At 46.4% G+C, this 25,421-nt stretch carries 22 protein-coding genes; 10 read left to right on the plus strand and 12 right to left on the minus strand.

The features are described 5' to 3' along the window. Nucleotides 1-178: 178 nt before the first annotated feature. Both ACQEXU_RS12470 and epmA read right to left on the minus strand, forming a co-directional pair. Nucleotides 179-1,141 (minus strand): DHH family phosphoesterase, encoded by a 963-nt coding sequence (locus ACQEXU_RS12470; protein ID WP_427011047.1) that lies wholly within the window; start codon nt 1,139-1,141, stop codon nt 179-181. 163 nt (nt 1,142-1,304) lie between these two features. After that, on the minus strand, nt 1,305-2,270 hold the full coding sequence (gene epmA / locus ACQEXU_RS12475) for an elongation factor P--(R)-beta-lysine ligase (protein ID WP_427011119.1): 966 nt from the start codon (nt 2,268-2,270) through the stop codon (nt 1,305-1,307). A 392-nt stretch (nt 2,271-2,662) separates the two neighbouring features. Between epmA and frdA the strand changes: the two genes are divergently transcribed. Genes frdA through frdD form a run of 4 tightly spaced genes read left to right on the plus strand, consistent with a single transcriptional unit; the run spans nt 2,663 to nt 6,017 of the window. After that, nucleotides 2,663-4,483: a fumarate reductase (quinol) flavoprotein subunit gene (frdA, locus tag ACQEXU_RS12480; RefSeq protein WP_427011048.1), complete on the plus strand. Its 1,821-nt coding sequence runs from the start codon at nt 2,663-2,665 to the stop codon at nt 4,481-4,483. Next, nucleotides 4,483-5,241 (plus strand): succinate dehydrogenase/fumarate reductase iron-sulfur subunit, encoded by a 759-nt coding sequence (locus ACQEXU_RS12485; protein WP_367987917.1) that lies wholly within the window; start codon nt 4,483-4,485, stop codon nt 5,239-5,241. The genes frdA and ACQEXU_RS12485 overlap by 1 nt, the downstream gene beginning before the upstream one ends. Before the next feature lie 2 nt (nt 5,242-5,243). Next, nucleotides 5,244-5,627: a fumarate reductase subunit FrdC gene (gene frdC, locus ACQEXU_RS12490; protein ID WP_367987916.1), complete on the plus strand. Its 384-nt coding sequence runs from the start codon at nt 5,244-5,246 to the stop codon at nt 5,625-5,627. A 12-nt stretch (nt 5,628-5,639) separates the two neighbouring features. Further along, entirely contained in the window at nt 5,640-6,017 is a 378-nt protein-coding gene (gene frdD, locus ACQEXU_RS12495; protein ID WP_367987915.1) for a fumarate reductase subunit FrdD, read from the plus strand. A gap of 58 nt (nt 6,018-6,075) precedes the next feature. Here the strand turns inward: frdD and ACQEXU_RS12500 are convergent, their stop codons facing one another. The 6 genes from ACQEXU_RS12500 to priA form a co-directional block, all read right to left on the minus strand. Beyond that, nucleotides 6,076-7,674, minus strand: coding sequence for a BCCT family transporter (locus tag ACQEXU_RS12500; RefSeq protein ID WP_427011049.1), 1,599 nt, complete (start codon nt 7,672-7,674; stop codon nt 6,076-6,078). 283 nt (nt 7,675-7,957) lie between these two features. Next, complete coding sequence (gene hslU, locus ACQEXU_RS12505; RefSeq protein WP_427011050.1) at nt 7,958-9,292, minus strand: HslU--HslV peptidase ATPase subunit; 1,335 nt, start codon at nt 9,290-9,292, stop codon at nt 7,958-7,960. A gap of 51 nt (nt 9,293-9,343) precedes the next feature. Then, complete coding sequence (hslV, locus tag ACQEXU_RS12510; protein WP_004415984.1) at nt 9,344-9,886, minus strand: ATP-dependent protease subunit HslV; 543 nt, start codon at nt 9,884-9,886, stop codon at nt 9,344-9,346. A 166-nt stretch (nt 9,887-10,052) separates the two neighbouring features. After that, nucleotides 10,053-10,601, minus strand: coding sequence for a cell division protein FtsN (gene ftsN, locus ACQEXU_RS12515; protein ID WP_367987911.1), 549 nt, complete (start codon nt 10,599-10,601; stop codon nt 10,053-10,055). A 112-nt stretch (nt 10,602-10,713) separates the two neighbouring features. Then, nucleotides 10,714-11,721, minus strand: coding sequence for a DNA-binding transcriptional regulator CytR (cytR, locus tag ACQEXU_RS12520; protein WP_427011051.1), 1,008 nt, complete (start codon nt 11,719-11,721; stop codon nt 10,714-10,716). 283 nt (nt 11,722-12,004) lie between these two features. After that, nucleotides 12,005-14,206 (minus strand): primosomal protein N', encoded by a 2,202-nt coding sequence (priA, locus tag ACQEXU_RS12525; RefSeq protein ID WP_427011052.1) that lies wholly within the window; start codon nt 14,204-14,206, stop codon nt 12,005-12,007. Nucleotides 14,207-14,478: 272 nt separating this feature from the next. Between priA and rpmE the strand changes: the two genes are divergently transcribed. After that, nucleotides 14,479-14,697, plus strand: a complete 219-nt coding sequence (rpmE, locus tag ACQEXU_RS12530) for a 50S ribosomal protein L31 (protein WP_367987908.1) — start codon at nt 14,479-14,481, stop codon at nt 14,695-14,697. 239 nt (nt 14,698-14,936) lie between these two features. After that, nucleotides 14,937-16,211 (plus strand): malic enzyme-like NAD(P)-binding protein, encoded by a 1,275-nt coding sequence (locus ACQEXU_RS12535; protein ID WP_427011053.1) that lies wholly within the window; start codon nt 14,937-14,939, stop codon nt 16,209-16,211. Nucleotides 16,212-16,313: 102 nt separating this feature from the next. On the opposite strand, the gene metJ is transcribed toward ACQEXU_RS12535, so the two are convergent. Then, nucleotides 16,314-16,634, minus strand: a complete 321-nt coding sequence (gene metJ / locus ACQEXU_RS12540) for a met regulon transcriptional regulator MetJ (protein WP_004415993.1) — start codon at nt 16,632-16,634, stop codon at nt 16,314-16,316. 238 nt (nt 16,635-16,872) lie between these two features. Between metJ and ACQEXU_RS12545 the strand changes: the two genes are divergently transcribed. From ACQEXU_RS12545 to metF, 3 genes are all read left to right on the plus strand, one after another. Then, nucleotides 16,873-18,039: an O-succinylhomoserine (thiol)-lyase gene (locus ACQEXU_RS12545; RefSeq protein ID WP_367987907.1), complete on the plus strand. Its 1,167-nt coding sequence runs from the start codon at nt 16,873-16,875 to the stop codon at nt 18,037-18,039. Next, entirely contained in the window at nt 18,039-20,450 is a 2,412-nt protein-coding gene (locus tag ACQEXU_RS12550) for a bifunctional aspartate kinase/homoserine dehydrogenase II (RefSeq protein ID WP_427011054.1), read from the plus strand. The genes ACQEXU_RS12545 and ACQEXU_RS12550 overlap by 1 nt, the downstream gene beginning before the upstream one ends. A 237-nt stretch (nt 20,451-20,687) precedes the next feature. Further along, nucleotides 20,688-21,578: a methylenetetrahydrofolate reductase gene (gene metF / locus ACQEXU_RS12555; RefSeq protein ID WP_367987905.1), complete on the plus strand. Its 891-nt coding sequence runs from the start codon at nt 20,688-20,690 to the stop codon at nt 21,576-21,578. Between the two features lie 78 nt (nt 21,579-21,656). Here metF and zapB read toward each other — a convergent pair whose 3' ends face one another. Then, nucleotides 21,657-21,899: a cell division protein ZapB gene (zapB, locus tag ACQEXU_RS12560; RefSeq protein WP_367987904.1), complete on the minus strand. Its 243-nt coding sequence runs from the start codon at nt 21,897-21,899 to the stop codon at nt 21,657-21,659. A 290-nt stretch (nt 21,900-22,189) separates the two neighbouring features. Here zapB and glpX point away from each other — a divergent pair, with 290 nt between their 5' ends. After that, nucleotides 22,190-23,197: a class II fructose-bisphosphatase gene (gene glpX, locus ACQEXU_RS12565; protein WP_367987903.1), complete on the plus strand. Its 1,008-nt coding sequence runs from the start codon at nt 22,190-22,192 to the stop codon at nt 23,195-23,197. A 156-nt stretch (nt 23,198-23,353) separates the two neighbouring features. Here the strand turns inward: glpX and groL are convergent, their stop codons facing one another. Beyond that, nucleotides 23,354-25,000, minus strand: coding sequence for a chaperonin GroEL (gene groL / locus ACQEXU_RS12570; RefSeq protein ID WP_427011055.1), 1,647 nt, complete (start codon nt 24,998-25,000; stop codon nt 23,354-23,356). Nucleotides 25,001-25,075: 75 nt separating this feature from the next. Then, nucleotides 25,076-25,366: a co-chaperone GroES gene (locus ACQEXU_RS12575; protein ID WP_367987899.1), complete on the minus strand. Its 291-nt coding sequence runs from the start codon at nt 25,364-25,366 to the stop codon at nt 25,076-25,078. Nucleotides 25,367-25,421: the final 55 nt, after the last annotated feature.

Here is a 25,421-nt window from a genome sequence, read left to right on the forward strand (position 1 = left end):
CTCTTGCAGTGTTTGTCGTTAAAAATCGGACGATAAAATCAGTCAAGAAGTATAACGGGGATAGGCGGCAGAGGCTATAGCGTCAATGATAACTAGATGTAAATCTCGTGACCTAAGTAGCGTCTCGCTTCAGTTAATGCATTGATAGCCGTGACTTGTTTCGCTCTATGAGGCCAAACTAGCGATAAAACGCATCTAAGGTTGCAATAAAGGTACTCTTCTCAGATTGAGGTAACGCGTTGATCCCAGCAGCAGCTTTACGTCCTCCACCTGTAGCAAATTGGCTGCACACTTCATCGGCTCCAATGCGGTTATTTAACGGAGCACGCACACTCACGGTATAGTCAGCTTGACTTGGGTTTAGCGTCATCACTGCATGCGCCTGAGATGGCGATTGGTTAGCAAGTTCATTGCCATAAACACCACTGATGCGACGTGCCCATGCTTCACACGGCAGCTCATAAACCGTTGCAGCCTGAGATTGATGAATGGGTTTTAACGCTGCCACTTGTTGGTAATCGTCTTGGTAGCCACGCTGAAGTTGATAAAACGGCGACTGTTGATCAGAGCGCAGAGCAAATGGGTCTGGGTAGTTCAATAGCTGAAGAAACAGCTCTGCAGGCGCAATGTGCAGATCATCCAGTGTGGCCCCATAACCATTGTAGTTAATCAATACACCTAGCTGCTGTAAAAACGCCGTATCAGCCTCACTTAGATGATGCTTTTGTGCCAATGTCTCTGCCACACGATTTAGGTTATCACCAAAAGCCGCGGCGATGGCCCAGTGGACGTATTGGTTATTCAGTTTCTCGTTAATCAAGAGACTCGTACACACTTCTGCGTCGAGGTTGATCAATGCTTCAAGCGAATTAGAACTCGGCAGCTCACCACTACGGTGATGATCGCAATAAAAAACCGGAACTGAGCCCGCAAGTAACGTATCCAACGCTTCTCGGTTCTTTTCCATCGAAATATCAAGCACCGTCACTGAGGAGGCATCGCCCGCATCAACAACATGCTCAAGCAACTTAATGTCACGCTTTACACCCGTGATCAGCTGACTCTCTCTCGGCTGTGCCAAGCGCAGTTGTAATAGCGCGATGATGCCATCAGCGTCTCCATTGAATACATCGTAATGCATGATTATCCCTTGTTTTATGTTCCTATCGGTCACAATCCCTTGCCGATTGCATTACGCATCATATCGTTAAACCAAGTCACGAATTAGATCGCTATGGCATAAGCCATGGTAAAAAGATGTAACCCATGACAGATAACACCTTTACTGATTTTTAACTAACAAATCATGCTCTTGGAAATGGAAACGCCGTGACTTGGTCAATATGTTCACAATCTAATGCCAACATAATTAAGCGATCAATACCTAGTGCGACGCCTGCACACTCAGGCAACCCCGCCTCCAGAGCTGAAATCAAATGATGGTCAATCGGCTGAGGTTTTAAACCCATTTCGAGACGCTTGCTATTGTCTTGTTCAAAACGCATGAGCTGTTCTTGCGGGTTGTCTAACTCATGGAAACCGTTAGCCAGTTCAATGCCTTTGAAATACACCTCAAAACGATCCGCTACGCGATGATCGTGTGGGTTGATTTTCGCGAGTGCCGCTTGTGATGCTGGAAAATCATAAACAAATGCCGGCATCTGTTGGCCTATCTTGCTTTCAACACCCATGCTAAATAGCAACTGCAGCAAGGTATCACGATCTTCTTCGGGCTCAGCGATATCACTCAGCCCGAGCTTGTCAGCAACAGATTTTAGCTCTTGCATTGAACCTTCTAATGGACACACACCGAGCACATCAATAAAAGCTTGTTGGTAAGTCATGCGCTGCGCTGCGCCACATTGCAGCACCAATTGCAGCAGTTCATCCATCTCATCCATCAATTTATGGTGGTCAAAACCAACTCGATACCACTCAAGCATGGTGAATTCCGGATTATGATGGCGACCATTCTCTTCATTGCGAAAAGCTTTGTTGATTTGGTAGATGCAACCACTGCCTGCGGCAAGCAAGCGCTTCATATGAAATTCAGGACTGGTCATTAAAAATAGCTTGCTGCCATCAGCATAGCCCGGGCCAACAAATTCCGTCTGAAAAGTATGCAGATGAATATCCGTCACGGTTGCATGGCTCATCGCTGGCGTATCCACTTCCAATACATCACGTCCATGGAAAAATTGACGAATGGTGCGAAGTAAACTTGCGCGCTGTTTTAGCTGCTCAGTCGTTGCGGTCGGTTTCCAGTTCATATCAGGCATTTTGATGCATCTTTATCATAGAGAAGAAGCGCACATTGTAGCGCTAGAAAAGGGAGAAACAATCCCAGCTCAAAAACACCAACTGGGTTGTTGAATTGTTACACTTGATAAATCCAATGAGTGGTCATGACGCAAGCTATTGATTCGTTAAATTCCCTATAGATTCAGAGAGTAGACAGCAGAATCATCTATTGTCGCAATGCCGTGACTGCAATCACATAACCTAGAAAATCTATGCTCTCGTTTGCATTTCCGCTGCAAAAACCTAAATACATCAATTTTTCCTAAAAGCAGCTCTTCTACACTAGTTCTACCACTTTTGGGGAGAGTCCCCGACTAACTATAACAAGCGGATAATTCCGCACACTCACTGGAGGATAACTGTGCAAACTATCACCACAGATATCGCAGTCATCGGCGCAGGCGGCGCTGGTCTTCGTACTGCTATTGCAGCGGCTGAAGCAAACCCGGACTTAGAAGTAGCGCTTATTTCGAAAGTTTACCCAATGCGTTCTCACACGGTCGCAGCGGAAGGTGGCTCAGCAGCAGTTATCAAGGATGAAGATAGCTTAGACAATCACTTCAACGATACCGTTGGCGGTGGTGACTGGCTATGTGAACAGGATGTTGTTGAATATTTCGTTGAGAATGCAACTCGCGAAATGATCCAGATGGAACAATGGGGCTGCCCATGGAGCCGTAAAGAAAACGGTGAAGTCAACGTACGTCGCTTCGGCGGTATGAAAGTCGAGCGTACTTGGTTCGCTGCTGATAAAACTGGTTTCCACATGCTTCATACGTTGTTCCAAACATCAATGAAGTACGACAACATCAAACGCTTTGATGAATATTTTGTGGTCGATCTGTTGGTTGATGAAGGCGAAGTTCAAGGCCTTATCGCTATCCATATGTCTGAAGGTGAGCTGGTAACCATCAAAGCGAAATCGGTTGTGCTAGCAACAGGTGGCGCAGGTCGCGTTTACCACTGTAACACCAACGGCGGTATTGTAACGGGCGACGGCATGGCGATGGCGTACCGCCACGGCGTTCCTCTACGTGATATGGAATTCGTTCAGTACCACCCAACGGGTCTTCCAGGCACAGGCATTCTGATGACCGAAGGTTGTCGTGGTGAAGGCGGTATCATCGTCAACAAAAATGGCTACCGTTACCTACAAGATTACGGCATGGGCCCTGAGACTCCAGTGGGTCAACCTAAGAACAAATACATGGAACTGGGTCCTCGTGACAAAGTTTCTCAAGCTTTCTGGCATGAACAGCAGAAAGGCAACACCATCAAACACCCTCTTGGTGATGTGGTGCATCTAGACCTTCGCCACCTTGGTGAGGAGTACCTACAAGAGCGTCTACCGTTCATCTGTGAGCTTGCGAAAGCATACGTGAACGTTGACCCTGCAAAAGAGCCGATTCCAATTCGTCCAACGGTTCACTACACCATGGGTGGTATTGAAACCAATGGCGAATGTGAAACTCGCATTAAAGGTCTGTTCGCAGTGGGCGAATGTGCCTCTGTTGGTCTTCACGGTGCAAACCGTCTAGGTTCTAACTCACTGGCTGAGTTCGTGGTATTCGGTCGTGTTGCCGGTGAACAAGCCGTGAAACGCGCAGCAGAATTCAAAGGTTGGAACGAAGAGTCTATCGCGACTCAAGTGAAAGCCGTTGAAGAGCGCATTGCTGCTCTGATGAGCCAAGAAGGTGAAGAAAACTGGGCTGATATCCGTACTGAAATGGGCCACACCATGGAAGCGGGTTGTGGTATCTACCGCCAAGAAGACTTGATGCAAGCAACCATCGAGAAAATCACTGAGCTGAAAGAGCGTTACAAGAAAATCAGCATCAAAGATAAAGGCAAAGTATTCAACACTGACCTTTTGTACGCGATCGAAGTCGGTTACGGCCTAGAAGTGGCAGAAGCAATGGTTCACTCTGCAATTCTACGTAAAGAATCTCGTGGTGCACACCAGCGTCTAGATGATGGTTGTACCGAACGTGACGACGTGAACTTCCTCAAACACTCTCTTGCTTTCTACCAGCCAGAAGCGGCACCAAGCATTGACTACAGCGGTGTAACCATCACTAAGTCACAGCCAAAAGCACGTCTATATGGTGAAGCGGCAGAAAAAGCAGCAGCTGAAGAAGCGGCTAAAGCGGCGCAAGAGAATAACGCAGAGGAGCAAGCATAATGTCAGCAAACCGCATTCAGAAAGTGGAGATTCTGCGTTACGACCCAGAGCAAGACGCAGAACCACATTTTCAAACCTTTGAAGTACCGTTTGACGAAACCATGTCAACGCTCGATGCGCTAGGCTACATCAAAGATAACCTTGATAAAGATCTGTCTTACCGCTGGTCTTGTCGTATGGCGATCTGTGGTTCTTGCGGCATTATGGTAAACGGCGTGCCTAAGCTTGCTTGTAAGAGCTTCCTACGTGATTACCCAAATGGTGTGAAGATCGAACCGTTAGCAAACTTCCCAATTGAGAAAGACTTAATTGTCGACATGACGCCATTCATTGAGCGCCTAGAAGCGATCAAGCCTTACATCATTGGTAATGACCGTAAACCAGAAGACGGCACCAACCTGCAAACGCCAGAACAAATGGCGAAATACAAGCAGTTCGCTGGTTGTATCAACTGTGGCCTGTGCTACGCGGCATGTCCTCAGTTTGGTCTAAACCCAGAGTTCATCGGTCCTGCTGCGCTAACACTAGCACACCGTTACAACCTTGATAGCCGTGACAACGGTAAAGCTGAGCGTATGAACCTAATCAACGGTGAAAACGGCGCTTGGGGTTGTACCTTTGTGGGTTACTGCTCTGAAGTCTGCCCGAAAAATGTGGACCCTGCGGCTGCAGTTAACCAAGGCAAGATTGAGTCTTCAATGGACTTTGTTATCGCCATGCTTAAGCCTGACGGCACACCAGCAAAAGAGGAGGCATAAGGATGAGTAACCGTAAACCCTACGTTCGTGAAGTAAAACGTACTTGGTGGAAAGATCATCCATTCTACCGCTTTTACATGCTGCGTGAAGCAACCGTGCTTCCATTGATCCTATTCACTATTTTCCTGACTTTCGGTTTAGGCTCGTTAGTGAAAGGTCCTGAAGCGTGGCAAGGTTGGTTAGACTTCATGGCTAACCCTATCGTGATCGCAATTAACATCGTCGCGTTAGCGGGCAGTTTGTTCCATGCTCAAACATTCTTCAGCATGATGCCTCAGGTAATGCCAATGCGCCTGAAAGGTAAACCAGTAGATAAGAAGCTTATCGTACTTGCTCAATGGGCAGCGGTTGCTTTCATTTCTCTGATTGTTCTTGTTGTTGTGTAAGGAGTTCGAACGATGAATACGAATTACAAAGTAGACCGAGCTCCTAAACGCTCTGATGAACCGGTATGGTGGGGTCTGTTTGGGGCTGGCGGTAGCTGGTTCGCTATGATCACACCAGTCACTATTTTGGTGCTTGGTATCTTAGTACCTATGGGTGTAATTGATGCTGAGGCGTTGAGCTACGAACGCGTCACTGATTTTGCTACGAGCATTATTGGCGCACTGTTTATCATTGGTACGCTCGCGCTACCAATGTGGCATGCGATGCACCGTGTACACCATGGCATGCACGATCTTAAGTTCCACACTGGTATTGCAGGTAAAATTGCGTGCTACGCATTTGCCGGCCTTATCTCTGCACTGGCGGTGATCTTTATCTTTATGATCTAAGCTCAAGTGCCACGCATAAAAAAAGTCCTCCCAATTGGGAGGACTTTTTTGTTCACGCTTACAATAAATTCTGTTTCTTTGCCATCTGATGAGCAACTTTAGGTGCCATCCACAATGACGGTAAAATAATGAAAGACGCAGGCACTGCCGTGATCACAATAAACGATTGAAGTGCAGAAATCCCTCCCTCTCCCATCGAAATCAACACAATGGCAACCGCCCCCATCACAATCCCCCAGAATGAGCGGATCAATGCATTTGGTCGGCTAGTGCCGGTCATCACTACGCTGATGGTGTACGTCATCGAGTCACCAGTGGTGACAATAAAGGTCGTGGTTAAAATCAGAAATAGGATCGAAATCAACAGTGAAAATGGCAATTGCTGAGTGATAGCCAGTAGCGCCCCTGGCAAGTTAAAACCTTCAAAGCCAGCTTTAATGCTACCCGGGTTAGCTAACTCAAATGCTAGCCCACTGCCACCAACAATACTGAACCAAAAACAAGTGATCAATGGAGCCGCAATACTAATGGCTAAAATTAACTGTCGAATGGTTCGGCCTCGTGAAATTCTTGCGATAAAAATAGCCATCATCGGCGCATAACCAATGAACCATCCCCAGAAGAAAACCGTCCACCAGCCAAGCCATTCCGTATCACCCCGATATAAAGACATCGGAACGAAATTATCAATCATACGCCCAACGCCTTGAATATAGCCATCAACAATGAAATTAGTCGGTCCGGCTATCAGCATAAAGATCACCAACGCCAATGACAGCATGATGTTATAACGACTAACAATCTGGATCCCTTTACTCAAACCACTCAGCGCTGACAAGGTATAGATTGCCATTGCAAACAACACCACCACGATTTGGGTCGTTAGCTCATCCGGGATTCCGAACAACGCATTCAGAGCGTAGCTGATTTGTAAGCCAAGAAAGCCGATTGGTCCGATGGTTCCGGCAGCCACTGCGATAATACTTAACGCATCCACCGCATTGCCGAGCCAACCATGCAGCGCACGTTGACCAAACACAGGATACAGTAAAGTTCGTGGTTTTAGAGGTAAGCCTTTCTCGTAATGAAGGTACATCAAGACGATGGAAGAAAGTGAGCCAAGAACCGCCCAAGCAAGAAATCCCCAATGCATAAACGACTGAGACAATGCATTAATCGCCATCTCACGAGGCGTATCATTACCATAAATTGGTGGTGCAGAGACATAGTGGGCGATCGGCTCAGCTGCTGCCCAAAAAACACCGCCTCCAGCCAGAAGCGTACAAAGCAGGATAGACAGCCATTTAAAGGTTTCTACCTCGGGAGTATCAAGCCCCCCAAGGCGCACGTAGCCCGTCTGCCCTAAAGCAATACATAATCCAATCACAAAATTAACCAGCAGCAAGATCTGCCAGTAACCACCGAAATATTGAGTCGCATAGCCAAAGCCGCTATTCACGAGTGATGTCAGCAGCTCTGCATCAAACAGGGCAAGTAAAACAAAAAGAGAAAGAAAGCTACCACTGAGCCACAATACCGGATTAGAGAGCTCTAATTGCGAGCGGATATTTTTTTTCGTGGAAGGATCACAAGGAGTTGTCGAATTATCGACATCAGAAACGCAGGAAGTCCCTGCCGCCAAACTGGCTCTAGACATTAGAGTCTCGCTTTTCATGGCCCGAAAATCGGGTTAGGCGTATTTACCTCTCAAACCTATCAAGAATGTGAGGACGATCATAAAAGCGAGCCATCATACAGAGAAAAATGCTACTTGCACACTACATTATCGATGTTTTTATATACAGATAGTTCTGATGTAAAACAAAAAACCATTCACTCCTGCTCTAGCAAAACAAAATAAAAATAGTAAAAACAGCGTGTTATATCACAGCAATAAAAAAGCCCGCTCACTTGAGCGGGCTTTAAAATTACATTGAACTCTAAAGAATAAAGCGGCTTAAATCTTCATCTTCAATCGTGTCACCAAGTTTCGCTTTCACGTACTCAGCATCAATCATTAGCTTAGAACCCGCTTTATCCGTCGCTTCAAATGAGATCTCATCCATTAAGCGCTCCATCACCGTATGCAGACGACGCGCACCGATGTTTTCTGTCGTTTCATTAACGGTCCATGCAGCTTCCGCGATCTGAGTGATACCTTCTTCAGTAAATTCGATATCCACTTCTTCCGTCTTCATTAACGCAACATATTGCTCAGTCAGAGAGGCTTTTGGTTCAGTCAGAATGCGTTTAAAGTCATTGCTTGATAGCGCTTCAAGTTCAACACGAATTGGCAGGCGACCTTGCAGCTCAGGGATCAAGTCAGACGGTTTCGCCACTTGGAATGCACCAGATGCAACAAATAGGATGTGATCCGTTTTCACCATACCGTGCTTCGTTGATACCGTGCTGCCTTCAATTAACGGCAGTAAGTCACGTTGAACACCTTCACGAGAAACATCAGGACCCGAGCTTTCACCGCGCTTACAGATCTTATCGATTTCATCGATAAAGACGATACCGTTGTTTTCCACATTGAAAATCGCTTGCTCTTTCAGCTCTTCCTGATTCACTAGCTTCGCCGCTTCTTCCTCAGTCAAAGCCTTAAAGGCTTCTTTGATTTTCATCTTGCGCTTTTTCTTGGTATCACCCGCAAGGTTTTGGAACATACCTTGAAGCTGGTTGGTCATTTCTTCCATACCAGGAGGCGCCATGATCTCTACGCCCATTTGCGGCGCAGCAACATCGATTTCAATCTCTTTGTCGTCTAGCTTACCTTCACGTAACTTCTTACGGAAAACCTGACGCGTGTTTGATGAGCTTTCATCTTGTTGCTCATTCTGACCCCAAGCATCACGTGCTGGCGGCAGTAGTGCATCAAGAATGCGCTCTTCGGCTTGCTCTTCAGCGCGGAATTTCACTTTTTCCATCGCTTGTTGGTGAGTCATTTTAATCGCGACATCAGTTAGATCGCGGATGATGGTTTCGACTTCCTTACCCACATAACCGACTTCTGTAAACTTGGTCGCTTCCACCTTAATAAACGGAGCATTCGCCAGTTTAGCCAAACGACGAGCAATTTCGGTTTTACCCACACCCGTTGGACCAATCATTAGGATATTCTTTGGCGTGACTTCGACACGCAAGCTCTCTTCAAGCTGCATACGACGCCAGCGGTTACGCAGCGCGATCGCTACGGAACGCTTCGCATTTTCTTGACCAATGATATGGCGGTTAAGCTCGTGAACAATTTCGCGAGGAGTCATTTCAGACATAATTCAATTCCTTAAATTCTGTTAGCACTATCTTTGCTTTTTAGCCGTTACTTACTCTGCTTGAGCAGCCGGGATTTCTAGTTCTTCGATAGTGTGGTGATGGTTGGTGAATACACAGATATCACCCGCAATGGTCAGTGATTTCTCGGCGATCTCACGAGCGTCTAATTCTGTATTTTCAAGCAATGCAGTTGCTGCCGCTTGAGCGAAGTTGCCTCCTGAGCCGATTGCAATCAAATCATTTTCAGGCTGAACCACATCGCCATTACCAGTAATGATCAAAGATGCCGTTTCATCCGCTACAGCCAGTAGTGCTTCCAATTTACGCAGCGCACGATCACTACGCCAATCTTTGGCCAGTTCAACCGCCGCTTTAGTTAGGTGGCCTTGATGCATTTGTAGCTTGCTTTCAAACTTCTCAAACAGTGTGAAAGCATCGGCGGTACCACCAGCAAAACCCGCTAGAACTTTATTGTTGTACAAGCGACGCACTTTACGCGCATTACCTTTCATCACGGTATTACCCAGCGATACTTGTCCATCACCTGCGATGACAACTTTGTTATTTCGACGTACAGATACAATAGTAGTCACGAGTCGACCTCTTAATTTGTTTTCACTTTGGAGTTAAAAACTATATGAGGATGACAGCGCAAAAAATCAAGGGGGAAGGATACGCAGCCTCTAGAGGAGTCATCTGGCATCGCGCAATAAGATGAATAAAAAAACGGACTCCGAAGAGTCCGTTTTGAATAGGAGATTACTGATCTTTCCAAATGGCACAAGGCTCAATCTTAGCGCGCTGAAGCTTGTGCTTATCTCGCTCGGCATCACGCTTAAATTTATATGGCCCAAGCACCACACGGTACCAGCTGCTGTCTTCTTTTTTACGAATGTGGCTCTTGATCCCTTGGAAGGCAATCAATGCTTTTCGCTCTTCAGCTTGCTGCTTATTCTTATAAGCACCACACTGCATGATATATGGGATATCTGAAACCACTTGCTCTTTCGCCTTCACCTCAACCTGACGATTTGGCAAGGTGTCGACGTAATCCCACTTCTCTTCTGGTGGAGGTGGGATCACTTTTTCTGGCTTAGGTTTCGGTTTTGAAACAGGCTCGGTTTCAGCAACAGGTGCTGGCGGCTCAGGATCCTGACTTAAGGTGTATAAACCATAACCAAACACACCGACCAAAGAGATCGCTAACAGGCCGCTACGCCAAGGTTTGCGACGTGGGGCTTGTTTCTTTTTCTTCGCAGGCGGCTTGCTGTTACCGCGACCGCGCCTTACATAATCTTTATTTGCCACTAGTTTACGTCTGAGTAAAAAACACTGCTACACATGTTAATGCAGATTGCTCAGGGATTACAGAGCTGATATGGAAGCGGCGCATCAAAATGCGCCGCTGAATCTTTTTTGATTAAATCACACGAGGAGGTGCTGCACTTTCGCGCACCACTAAACTGGTTTCGAGCAAACGAGAGCCAGCACGAACGTCATGACCACGTAAAAGCTCCAACATCATCAGCATCGCCTGACGGCCAATTTCATAACGAGGTTGGGAAATAGTGGTTAGCGGTGGATCGCAATATTGCGCAAAATGAATATCATCAAAGCCCACCACTGAAAGATCTTGAGGCACGCGCAATCCTAACTTCTTCGCTTCTTGAATCGCACCAATGGCCATCGCGTCATTGTGACAGAAAATAGCCGTTGGCGGCTCTGGTAAAGCTAACAAGTGACGCACCGCTTTGGCACCGTCTTCAAAAGAGAAGTTACCGTACGTGCAGTACGTTGGATTCATGGTAATACCAGCGCGGCGCAGCGCCTGCTGGTATCCCTGATGACGGAATTGGCATAGTACCGCTGACTCAGGCCCAGAAAGCTGAGCCACACGTTTGTGGCCAAGTTGAGTTAAGTAATTGACCGCTTCAAATGCTGATGTGAGATTATCAATATGGACGGTAGGCAGCTCCAGTTCAGGGGCAAACTCACACGCCATCACCATTGGTGGCAGGTTCTTTTGCTCTGGTTTGCTGACATCAAAAGGTAGATCGGTTCCCAGTAGCAGCATGCCATCAGCTTGTTTGGTAAAGACGAGGTTCACAAATGAACTTTCTCGCTTTTTTTGCTGACCGCTATCACCAAGTAACACAATGTAGCCGTGTTCCATGGCAGCATCTTCAATACCGCGAATAATTTCCGTGTAATAAGGATCACAAATATCAGGAATGATAGCGATGATCGTTTTTGATTCATTCCGGCGCAAGTTACGCGCCAAAGAGTTTGGTGAATAGCCAGCTTCTAATACTGCATCTTCTACTCGCTTTCTGGTAGCAGAAGAGACTTTTTCCGGATTCATCAGCGCTCTAGATACTGTCGCTGTTGAGACTCCTGCGAGCTGGGCAACATCCTTCATTGTCGCCATAAAAAAATAACCCTCTTAATTTCCCAATACGGCAGCACCTGCCACCCAAACTAATCAATGAAAAGTGATGAGTTCAAACCCACTCTAATTGTGTTCGACCACTAATAAGCAATCGTTTACTTTATCGAGATACCGTACATGTTTTGTACTAGCGCCCCTAGTTTATTCATTTCGAAACATAAAGTTACGGGGAGATTAACAAAAATTGCGTCGCAAGTGAGATATCAATCACAAATAAATGAAAAATGCCCGAAATCGAGCCCTAGCGACTTTCATCACTTCATTAGCTCAAATCTTGCGGTTCAATATCTAATGACCAACGCACTTTCTTTGCGTCCGGTAGCATCTGGATAACAGGCCTAGCACTGGTCAGTAATTTTTGCATTAACGAGCGATTTTGCGTTTGCAATAACAATTGCCAGCGGAATTTACCTGCCCGTTTAGCGAGTGGGGCTGGCGTTGGCCCGAGCACCATACAGGCATCATCAAACAAAGGATGGGACTCTAAGGTATGGCGGACTTGACGTAGGAACGCTTCCACCAATGGCGACTGGTTCGCCTCGGCACGAAATAGCGTTAAGAAAGTATAAGGAGGTAACATGGCCAGTTGACGCTCTTGCAACGCCGTTTCAGCAAATGAACGGTAGCTTTTATTCAGCAATGCCTGCAATAAACTATGTTCTGGGTGATGCGTCTGCAGTACCACTTCTCCTGGCTTACTGGCACGACCGGCTCGCCCCGCAACCTGAATAAACAGTTGCGCTAACCGCTCCGATGCTCTGAAGTCACTGCTGTATAAGGAGCCATCGACATCCAACAGAGCCACCAACGTCACATTGGGAAAATGGTGCCCTTTTGCCAGCATCTGAGTACCGATCAAAATTTGATACTCCCCTTTGCGTATCGCACTCAATGCACTTTCGAGGCTGCCTTTTCTACGGGTACTGTCACGATCGATTCGCACCGTTTTGTATTCTGGAAACAAGCTCTCTAGTTGATTCTCCAACTGTTCGGTTCCCACCCCAACCGTCACTAAATTGGTAGAACCACATCCCTGACACTGGTGAATAATGGGTTGCTGGGAACCACAATGATGGCAGCGGATTTCATTTGAGTACTGATGGTAGGTGTAATAAGCATCACAGCGTTTACATTCTGCAATCCAGCCACACTCATGACACATTAAAGCGGGAGAGAACCCCCGGCGGTTTAGGAACAACATCACCTGATTACCCGCCTTGAGATGACGACGCATTTCTGCAATCAACGGCGCTGATAAACCGCTTTCGAGATACATGCCTTTAACGTCTAAAACTTTATTCGTGGTTGGTACCGCGACACCGGCGCGCTGGGTTAAGTGCAGATGATGGTATTTGCCGCTCAAAGCATTGTGCAACGTTTCTAACGCAGGCGTGGCAGAGCCCAATACGATTGGGATTTGCTCTTTGTTTGCCCGCATCACGGCCACATCTCTGGCGTGATAGCGCAGACTGTCTTGCTGTTTATAAGAGGCATCATGCTCTTCATCAACAATGATAATACCTAAATCAGCAAAAGGGGTGAGCAAAGCAGAACGGGTACCAATCACGATGCCAGCTTGCCGATCACGAGCACATAACCAAGCATTCAAACGCTCGGTATCATTCAACCCGGAATGAATCACTTCCACGGGAACAGAAAAGCGGCTTCGAAAGCGGTTGATGGTTTGGGGCGTTAAGCCAATCTCGGGTACCAAAATAAGCGCTTGTCGCCCTTTCTCTAAAACTGGTTTGATTAAGTTGAGGTAGACTTCGGTTTTGCCCGATCCCGTCACCCCTTCCAACAAGTAACAACCAAAGCCATCTTGGCTATTTACGCTGGCAATGGCGACTGCTTGTTCTTGGTTCAGCTTAGGTTTATCAACGTCAGCTTCCACCTGAGCGGACCAGCGTTGGCGAGTAGGCTTCTTGTCTACCGATTCGATCCAACCTTTTTCTTGCAAGGTTTTCAGTACACTTGTAGTAATTTCTTCATTAATAAAAGTTTGATGCGCGACAGGCCCATGTTCGAGAAGATGCATCACTTTCGCTTGCTTTACCGCACGACCAAACCCTTGCATCAATTGATCGCGTCCCATCGTCGTCAATTGCCATTCAACCAAGGTGGCAAAATCCGCGGGTTTCCCTTTCCGTAATGCTGCTGGCATCGCATTGCACAGCGTTTCCCCGAGCGGGTATTGGTAAAACAAACTGCACCATTGCAATAAACTGTAGAGCTCGTCAGGCCAAAGTGGCGCATTATCCAGTACATGTTTGATTGGTTTAAGCTGTTCAACAGGAAAATCTGACTGATGAACCAGCGATACAACGATCCCAACTAAAGTCTGGCGACCAAAAGGCACTGATACACGTCCACCAATAATAGGAAATTGGGATGGCGGGATCAGGTAGTCGAATTGCTTATCTAAAGGGACAGGCAAGGCAACGCGAGCTATGGTTGGTCGCATAAGAATCGCTTAACTCATTACTATATTTACGAAAACACAGTCTAATGGATTGATGGCGCTGTGTGAAAATAAAATTTGGTGAAAAAAGTGGCGAAATAATTAGCAAATTGGTTGATCGAATCACCATGATTCATTACTATATCGCGCCTTAGTGATATGGCTTGCTGTTTTTTTAAACCAGAAAGCGGTATCACGATGCTATTTTTTATTAACTACGTGTGGTGTCCGGCTGAGATTCGGATAGCGACACGGCCTGAATTTGAGGTTTTCCCATGAAAGTAGGTATTCACCCAGAATACAAAGCAGTTAACGCAACTTGTTCTTGCGGTAACTCTTTTGAGTTCAAATCAACTCTAGCTAAAGAGTCTATCCACCTAGACGTATGTGACAAATGTCACCCATTCTACACTGGTAAGCAACGTATCGTTGATACAGGCGGCCGTGTTGATCGCTTCAACAAGCGTTTCGGTGCTCTATCAAGCAAGAAATAATTTCTGCTTTATAGCTAAAATTGAAAAGGACGCTACGGCGTCCTTTTTTGATCCCTATATCACTCATTTCTTTCTCACTTTCCCCTCGCCCATCATCCAATCGCAATAAATCTGGTCTAATCTGTAGAGAGTCTGCGCATTTTGCTGATATGAGTCGCATTCTTACCTTTGCAGCTTGACTGGCTTCTACTAGAATGAACTCCCTTGTTAATCATAAAGTCAAACGAGTACCCACATCTATGTCCGATGACAACCACCAAGAACTGAGCCCAGAAGAACAATTCCGCCAACAGGCTCTGGATTACCATGCTTACCCAACCGCGGGTAAGATTGCCGTTGAACTGACCAAGCCTGCTGAAACAGCGAATGATCTGGCATTGGCGTACAGCCCAGGCGTTGCTGAGCCAGTGCGTGAAATCGCACAAAATGCAGATAACGTTTATAAGTACACGGCGAAAGGTAACATGGTTGCAGTGATCTCAAATGGTACTGCGATTCTTGGTCTTGGCAACCTTGGGCCACTGGCATCAAAACCAGTGATGGAAGGCAAATCGCTATTATTTAAGCGCTTTGCAGGTCTAGACTCGATTGACATTGAAGTTAAGCACCGTACTATCGATGAGTTCGTCGATACCGTCGCTAACATTGCAGACACGTTTGGTGGCATTAACCTCGAAGACATCAAAGCACCAGATTGTTTTGAAATTGAAAAGCGTTTGATTGAACGCTGCGATGTCCCTGTTTTCCATGACGACCAGCACGGTACAGCGATCGTTACGGCAGCAGGTATGCTTAATGCAATTGAGCTTCAGGGTAAAAAGCTTGAAGAAGCAACGATCGTCTGTTTAGGTGCTGGTGCGGCAGCCGTGGCATGTATGGAGCTACTGATAAAATGTGGTGCAATGCGTGAAAAAATCTACATGCTTGACCGTAAAGGTGTTATCCACACTCGCCGCGATGACTTGAACGAATACAAGCAACTATTTGCGAACAACACAGACAAACGCACACTGGAAGATGTCATTGAAGGTGCCGATCTGTTCTTAGGCGTATCTGGTCCAAATCTGCTTCCAGCCGAAGCTTTGAAGCTAATGGCAGACAAACCAGTCGTCTTCGCCTGCTCAAACCCAGATCCAGAGATCAAACCAGAACTGGCACACGAAGTACGTGATGACCTGATTATGGGAACAGGCCGCTCAGACTATCCAAACCAAGTGAATAATGTATTGTGCTTCCCATTCATCTTCCGCGGCGCATTGGATGTTCGTGCCAGTGAAATTAATGATGAGATGAAACTCGCTGCAGTTGATGCGATCCGTGAGCTAGCAAAAGAAGCAGTTCCTGCTGATGTGCTCAAAGCCGCAGGGGTTGATAAACTGGAATTTGGTCCGGGTTACATCATTCCAAAACCAATGGACCCACGCCTACTGCCACGTGTAGCTAAAGCCGTCGCACAAGCCGCGGTTGACTCAGGTGTGGCTCGAATTGAGATGCCAGAAAACTACATGGCATAAATTATCTCAATAAAAAAACCGCTGATAGTCTCAGCGGTTTTTTATTGTTCTTATCGATAGACAAGACATCGGCTTCCAGCGAAAAACGGTGCGTATTGTTAGTTATTCTTCATCGAACGCTTCAAACTCAATGCCCATCTCGGTCATCAGTTTCTTCACTTCTGCCGGAATATCGTCTGGGCGATCTTTACGTAAATCTTCGTCCGTTGGCAGTGGCTGACCCGTGTAGGCATGTAAAAACGCTTCACATAACAACTCGCTGTTTGTCGCGTGGCGCAAGTTATTGATCTGACGGCGAGTACGCTCATCAGTTAGCACCTTCAGCACTTTCAAAGGAATAGAAACAGTAATTTTTTTCACCTGTTCACTTTTCTTACCATGCTCCGCGTATGGGCTTATATATTCCCCATTCCAATCAGCCATTGCGCACCTTCATTATCATCAGTTATATAAAAATCACAAACCGAGATTTTAGCGGGATCTAAGGCTATAAGCAAAGACATATAGACGTCTAGAAGTGTTGACGTCTTCATTTTTGAGAAGTAAAGTTGTGAGATAAGGATTAAGAATACGTGATTTGCTGTTAACAGGTATAACCAAATTCAGCAAAGTTGCAACGTATTACTGTTTAAAAATCACCACAGTTCGAAAGGAAACATCTATGAGCACCCGCAAACCAGCCACTATCGCGGTACGTACTGGTATCGAGTCCGACACTCAACATCATGCCGTTGTGCCACCTATTTACCTCTCGACAAATTATGGATTTCCCGCCTTTGGTGAAGTGCCGACATACGATTACACCCGCTCGGGTAACCCCAATCGTGGCCTGTTAGAAACCGCTTTGTTTGAGCTGGAGTCAGGTAAAGGCGCCGTGGTAACCAATTGTGGAACCTCTGCCTTAAACTTGTGGGTCTCCGCCTTTCTTGGCCCTGACGATCTGATCGTCGCGCCTCACGACTGCTACGGTGGCACATACCGCCTGTTCAATACACGCTCACAAAAAGGCGACTTTAAGGTCTTGTTTGTTGATCAATCAGATGAACAAGCATTCGAAGCCGCTATTGCTCTTAAGCCTAAATTGATTTTACTTGAAACTCCTTCCAACCCCTTGGTGCGCGTTGTCGATATCGCGAAAGTATGCGAGCAAGCCAAACAAGTTGGCGCATTGGTTGCGGTCGATAACACCTTTTTGACTCCTGTATTCCAAAAGCCCCTCGAGCTAGGTGCTGATTTTGTTATTCATTCAACCACCAAGTACATCAATGGCCATTCCGATGTCATTGGTGGCGTGGTGATCACTAAAACCGAAGAACACGCGGAAGAGCTAGCTTGGTGGGGTAACTGCATTGGCGCCACCGGAACACCGTTTGATAGCTATATGACTCTGCGCGGTATACGTACATTAGGCGCACGTATGCGCGTTCACGAAGAGAGCTCTCGTGATATTCTTAATTACCTACAACAACAGGAACTCGTTGGCACCATCTACCACCCTAGCCTGCCAAATCATCCTGGCCACGACATTGCAAAGAAACAGCAATCTGGTTTTGGTTCAATGTTAAGTTTCGAATTTGCAGGCAGCTTTGAGCAACTAAAATTCTTTGTTAGCGAGCTGGAGCTCTTCTCTCTTGCAGAATCTTTAGGTGGCGTAGAAAGTTTGATTTGTCATCCAGCGTCCATGACGCACCGCGCAATGGGTGAAGAGGCACTGGCCGAAGCGGGGGTTTCTCAACAATTGCTGCGCTTATCCGTTGGCCTAGAAGATGCGCAGGATCTAATCGATGATCTCCAACAAGCCTTTGCAAAAGCGAAGGAGTACCGATAATGAGCCAGCCTCGTCAATTGCATAAATTTGGTGGTAGTAGCTTAGCAAACCCTGCATGCTACCGCCGAGTTGCTAATATCTTAAAAGAGTATTCGGACAGCGAAGATTTGATTGTGGTCTCGGCGGCTGGCAAAACCACCAATCGATTGATTGCATTTCTCGAAGCGCTCAATAAAGATGGCCGCTTAGCACATGAAGCGCTACAAGAGCTGCGCCATTTTCAGAGTGAATTGATTGAGTCGCTGATCACAACCAATACCCGTACTGAATTACTGTCACTATTGCATGATGAGTTCAGCACTTTAGGCGAGCTTACTGCACCATTGAGTTCAGCAGAGCAAGCCAATGTGCTTGGACATGGCGAAGTTTGGTCATCGCGCTTACTGGCAGCCCTATTAACTCAAAACAAACTGCCTGCCGTCGCACAAGATGCACGCGCTTTTCTCAGAGCGGAGCCCGGTACTCAGCCTGAGGTTGACCGCGGTGCGTCATACCCATTGTTGAAAGAAACCCTCGCCCAACATGCCCAACATCGCGTCGTGATCACCGGATTTATGGCACAAAGCGAGCGTGGTGATACCGTCTTACTCGGCCGTAATGGCTCTGATTACTCCGCCACTGTTATTGGTGCATTAGCTGATGCAAGCAAGGTAACCATTTGGAGTGATGTGGCTGGGGTTTATAGCGCTGACCCTCGATTAGTCAGCGATGCTTGTTTACTTCCTTTACTGCGCCTTGATGAAGCCAGCGAATTGGCTCGTCTAGCCGCTCCAGTACTCCATAGCCGAACTTTACAGCCTGTTGCTCAAAGTACTATGGATTGTCACTTACGCTGCAGCTATGAGCCGGAATCCGGTTCAACCAGAATCGAACGCGTGTTGGCTTCTGGCCGCGGTGCAAAAATCATCTCTTCACTTGATGAAGTGATGCTGATCCGGCTGCATTTTGCTTCCGGCCATGACTTTATCCGCCAGCAACAGGAAGTTTTAGCTGGTCTAAAACGAGCGCAGCTCGAACCCCTTGCTTTTGAAACTCAAACGGATCAGCACACATTAAACCTTGCTTACACCTCTGAAATTGTGAATGGCGCACTCAGCTACCTACAAGACGTAGCAACCGAGGCAGAAATCAAACTGAAAGAAGGTTATTCGCTTGTGGCAGCCGTTGGGGCTGGCGTGACGAAAAACCCGAATCATTGCTATGGGTTTTATCAGCAGCTAAAGCACGCACCGGTTGAGTTTATCTCTGAGTCAGAGTCTGGACTCAGTCTGGTTGCCGTCTTACGCACTGTCGATACCAAACCCTTGGTTAAAGGTATCCACACACAGCTGTTTCAAGCTCAGAAACGCGTCGCTGTCGCACTGTGCGGCAAAGGAAATATAGGTTCCAGTTGGTTAACTCTTTTTGCGGAACAAAAGCGTGATTTAGAAAAGCGTCGTGGCATGAACTTTGAGTTAGTAGCCGTCATTGATAGCCAAACCTATTGGTATAACCCAAACGGTATCGATGCCAATTTGGTAGCGGCACGATTCGATGAAGAAGCCATCGAATATCAGAATTTTTCTTGGATTGAGCAATTAGGAGCAATTCAGGGTTATGACGATCTCGTGGTACTTGATGTGACCGCAAGCCAAGAGCTCGCTGAACGTTACCTAGATATTGCCCAACAAGGTATGCACCTAATATCAGCAAACAAAGTCGCTGGCTCGGCTTCTAGCCGCTATTACCATGATGTAAAAGATGCGTTTGCCAAGATCAACCGTCACTGGCTCTACAATGCGACCGTCGGTGCTGGATTACCTATTAACCATACGGTAAGAGACTTGCGCGAAAGTGGCGATGAAATCTTAGCACTCTCCGGGATCTTCTCTGGCACCTTGTCTTGGTTGTTCCAACAATACGATGGCAGTGTTCCATTCGCAGAGTTAGTCGATCTTGCTTGGCAACAAGGACTTACCGAGCCGGATCCTCGCAGTGACTTAGATGGCTCCGATGTGATGCGAAAGTTGGTGATCCTCGCACGTGAGTCAGGATTAGATATCGAACCAGAAGCGGTCAAAGTAGAAAGCTTAGTTCCGCAAGAATTAGCCGGGTTATCACTGGATGACTTCCTTGATAAAAGCCAACTATTAAGTGAGCTGCTCGCAGAGCGGTTAGAAAAAGCCCAGCGCGAAGATAAAGTGCTGCGTTACATTGCACGTTTAGAGAAAAACGGCACGGCAACGGTTGGAGTCGAAGCATTGAATAAAGAACATGCTTTGGCGAACCTCCTGCCATGCGACAACATCTTTGCGATTGAAAGTAAGTGGTATAAAGATAATCCACTGGTTATTCGAGGGCCGGGCGCGGGGCGCGAAGTCACTGCAGGAGCAATCCAATCCGATCTCAACCTACTTTCTAGTTTGTTATAATTGATACAAAAGGCTTTGGCATTCGTCGAAGCCTTTTTCTTTTCCCTCGCATTTAGACGATTTTACTCAACATCTGCCCCGAACTTGAGTTACCTTAATTATCAACTTGAAAAAAATTCATAATCACATTATTGACATTAAAACGTATTCATTACATTCTTTGGACATATAGACGTCTAAACGTCAGTTTGAAGATTTGGAAGTTTGGGTAGTGGACGCTACCACAGGGAGAGTAAGATGGGATACACGCACGCCAGTCATATCGACGCACTAAACCAGAATATCGCGGAACTCGCTGATGATATCAACGTTTCTTTCGAGTTTTTTCCTCCAAGTAGCGAAAAAATGGAAGAGACACTCTGGAACTCTGTTCACCGCTTAAAAACACTGCAACCAAAATTTGTATCGGTTACCTACGGAGCAAACTCTGGTGAGCGTGATCGTACCCACTCCATCATTAAAGAGATCAAGTCAGAGACAGGGCTGGTAGCCGCTCCTCATCTAACTTGTATCGATGCTTCTCGTGAAGAATTGATTAAAATTGCTGACGATTACTGGGCAAATGGCATTGAAAGCATCGTTGCTCTGCGCGGTGATATTCCACCCGGTGGCGGCGCACCTGATATGTATGCATCCGATCTTGTGGAACTGCTCAAATCTCGCCATGATTTTGATATTTCCGTCGCGGCTTTTCCAGAAGTTCACCCTGAAGCTAAAAGCGCACAAGCCGATCTATTGAATCTAAAACGTAAAGTCGATGCCGGTGCTAACCGCGCTATCACTCAGTTCTTTTTTGATGTAGAGAGCTACCTTCGATTCCGTGATCGCTGCGTCGCTGCAGGCATTGATGTTGAAATCGTACCGGGCATTCTTCCAGTATCAAACTTCAAGCAAGCGTCTCGTTTCGCTGCTCAGAATAACGTCAAAGTTCCGGGCTGGATGGCAAAACAATTTGAAGGTCTGGATGATGACCCAACAACGCGCCAACTGGTTGGTGCAAGCCAAGCAATTGATATGGTGCGTGTGTTAAGCCGCGAAGGCGTAAAGGACTTCCACTTCTACACACTAAACCGAGCAGAAATGACCTATGCTCTGTGCCACACCCTAGGTGTACGACCAAAAGCTTGAGCTAAATTAATTCTCTCGAAAAACAAAAACGCCAGCATGACGCTGGCGTTTTTGTTGTAATAAAAGGCTTGTTGTTGATTACTCAACTTCATCCATTTTACCAAGTAGATTACGGATGCGATCTTGCCATGCCGCGTGCTCTTGCTGCATTTGCTGTGCTTTTTGCTCAAGCGCTTCACGGTTTGAACGTAGCTCATTCGCTTCGCTAGCTAGCTTTTCTTTTTCTTCTTTTAGCTCTTCTACTTCCATCTGAAGCAGTGCAATGGTGTCTACTGCTGTTTGGATTTTTGCTTCTAGTTGTTCTAGTACTTCAAAAGACATGTTCGCCTACCTTTCTTCAATTTGGTCGAGTTTAACCCATAGCCCCATTCTACTCAGCGTGGCTAAGATAAACACTCTCTATATTTGCTATTTTGAGCCATTCGGTCAAAAAAACGGCGCATATTGACATACTTCTGACTTATAAGCCTTCTGACCTTGTCATACCGTCACTTTAACGCTCCCTATTGATCCAGTTCAATAGAGTTTGCAGTAAAAAAGCAAACGTTTCCTTTTTGATATGCTAGAATCGCGTCGATTTTTAGCCCTATTACCTATGTATTGGAGTCATCATGAAACGCGATTTGGCAATGGCATTTTCTCGAGTCACAGAAGGTGCAGCATTAGCTGGTTATAAATGGTTAGGTCGGGGCGATAAAAATGCCGCTGACGGTGCTGCGGTTGAAGTTATGCGCACACTACTGAACAAAACTGATATCAGCGGTGAAATTGTTATTGGCGAAGGGGAAATTGATGACGCACCAATGCTCTACATCGGTGAAAACGTCGGTATTGGCGGTGATGAAGTTGATATTGCTGTTGACCCTATCGAAGGGACTCGCATGACGGCAATGGGGCAATCCAATGCTCTAGCTGTACTGGCCGCGGGAGAAAAAGGCAGCTTCCTTAAAGCGCCTGACATGTACATGGAAAAACTGGTGGTTGGCCCAGGAGCAAAAGGCTGCATCGACCTTAATAAGCCATTGAAAGAAAACTTGGAAAATATCGCCAAAGCATTGAATAAATCACTCGATACACTCGTGGTGATCACGCTAGCTAAGCCTCGTCATGATGCAGTGATCGCGCAAATGCAAGCAATGGGTGTTCGCGTGTTTGCCGTGCCTGATGGCGATGTTGCTGCCTCTATTTTAACTTGCATGCCAGATAGCGAAGTGGATGCGATGTATTGTATTGGTGGTGCACCAGAAGGTGTAGTCTCCGCCGCTGTTATCCGTGCGCTAGATGGCGACATGCACGGCCGCTTACTTCCACGTCATGAAGTAAAAGGTGATAACGAAGAAAACCGCATCTACGGTGCTGCTGAGCTAAAACGCTGTGAAGAAATGGGTGTACAAGCCAACGTGGTGCTAAAAATGGATGATATGGCTCGCAGTGATAATGTAGTTTTCTCTGCAACAGGGATCACCAAAGGCGATTTACTGGACGGCATCAGCCGCCAAGGCAACATTGCAACAACAGAAACATTATTGATTCGTGGTCGCTGCCGCACGATTCGCCGCATTAAATCAACACATTACCTAGAACGTAAAGATCCTGAAGTTCGCGACCTTATTCTTTAATCTCATTGAGTGATTTATAAAGGCTTCCTAATGGAAGCCTTTTTCTTTTCTCTAAATAACAAAAAAACCAGAGCCAATAGACTCTGGTTTTGATTTAAGGCTGAGTTACAAACTCATAGCGTCAGGTTTAAACCCATCGCTAATGAGATAAGCGGATTACATCATACCGCCCATGCCGCCCATACCACCCATGCCGCCCATATCAGGCATAGCTGGCGCATCTTTCTGTGGTAAGTCTGTTACCATCGCTTCAGTTGTGATCATCAGACCCGCTACTGATGCTGCAAATTGAAGTGCAGAGCGAGTTACTTTAGTTGGATCTAGAATACCCATCTCGATCATGTCACCGTATTCGCCAGTTGCCGCGTTGTAACCGTAGTTACCTTCGCCAGCACGTACGTTGTTAGCAACAACAGACTCTTCATCACCTGCGTTCTTAGTGATTTGACGAATTGGCGCTTCCATTGCACGTAGTGCTACACGGATACCAACATTTTGCTCTTCGTTGTCACCTTCAAGGTTAGCAACTTTAGATGCTGCGCGAATAAGTGCTACACCACCACCAGCAACCACACCTTCTTCAACCGCAGCGCGAGTTGCATGAAGTGCATCTTCAACGCGGTCTTTCTTCTCTTTCATTTCAACTTCAGTGGCTGCGCCAACTTTGATCACTGCAACACCGCCAGCCAGTTTAGCTACGCGCTCTTGCAGTTTCTCTTTGTCGTAATCTGAAGTCGCTTCTTCGATTTGCTGACGGATTTGAGCAACACGACCTTGGATCATTGCTTCTTCACCCGCACCATCGATGATGGTTGAGTTTTCTTTAGTGATAGTCACGCGCTTCGCCTGACCTAGATCTTCAAGAGTTACTTTCTCTAGCTCTAGACCGATCTCTTCAGAAATCACTGTACCGCCAGTTAGGATAGCGATATCTTGTAGCATTGCTTTACGACGGTCACCAAAGCCTGGTGCTTTAACAGCCGCTACTTTCACGATGCCACGCATGTTGTTCACAACGAGGGTCGCTAGCGCTTCGCCTTCTACATCTTCAGCGATGATTAGAAGTGGACGAGATGCTTTCGCTACCGCCTCCAGAGTTGGAAGAAGTTCACGGATGTTCGATACTTTCTTATCGATTAGTAGGATGAATGGGCTTTCTAGATCAACAGAACCAGCTTCTTGGTTATTGATGAAGTAAGGAGATAAGTAACCACGGTCGAACTGCATGCCTTCTACTACGTCTAGCTCGTCTTGTAGAGCCTGACCTTCTTCAACTGTAATAACGCCGTCGCGGCCTACTTTTTCCATCGCTTCAGCAATGATGTTACCTACTGTCGAGTCAGAGTTTGCAGAGATAGTACCAACCTGTGCAATCGCTGTTGTATCAGCACATGGAACAGATAGCGCTTTTAGCTCTTCAACCGCTGCAACCACTGCTTTATCGATACCACGCTTAAGATCCATTGGGTTCATGCCTGCAGCGACTGCTTTAAGGCCTTCATTAACGATAGCCTGTGCAAGAACAGTTGCCGTTGTTGTGCCGTCACCCGCAGCGTCGTTTGCTTGAGACGCTACTTCTTTTACCATTTGCGCACCCATGTTTTGGAACTTATCTTCAAGTTCGATTTCGCGCGCTACAGATACACCATCTTTAGTAATTGTTGGTGCACCGAAAGATTTATCTAGAACTACATTACGGCCTTTAGGACCTAGTGTTACTTTTACTGCGTCAGCTAGAACGTTTACACCTTCTAGCATTTTAATACGTGCATCGTTACCAAATTTAACGTCTTTAGCAGCCATCTTTAGTTTCCTTTTCTAAATTCTTTGTTTTTGATTAGGAGTTGAATCTGAGCAAAAATTACTCAATGATTGCTATTACTCTACGATTGCCAGAATGTCATTTTCAGACATTACTAACACTTCTTTACCGTCTACTTTTTCAGTTTTTGTACCATAGCCTTCAGCAAAGATAACCGTATCACCCACTTTTACATCTAGTGGCAAAACTGTACCGTTTTCCAGAATGCGGCCTTTACCTACAGCTAATACGACGCCACGCGTTGATTTTTCTGCGGCTGAACCCGTCAGCACAATGCCACCAGCAGACTTAGACTCTACTTCTTTACGCTCTACGATAACTCGGTCATGTAATGGACGAATGTTCATCGGTCGTCTCTCCTGAAAGTTTCCATGTTTGATTTGATAACAGCCAATAAGGCCT

The sequence above is a fragment of the Vibrio sp. TRT 21S02 genome (assembly GCF_050113675.1).
Lineage (GTDB): Bacteria > Pseudomonadota > Gammaproteobacteria > Enterobacterales > Vibrionaceae > Vibrio.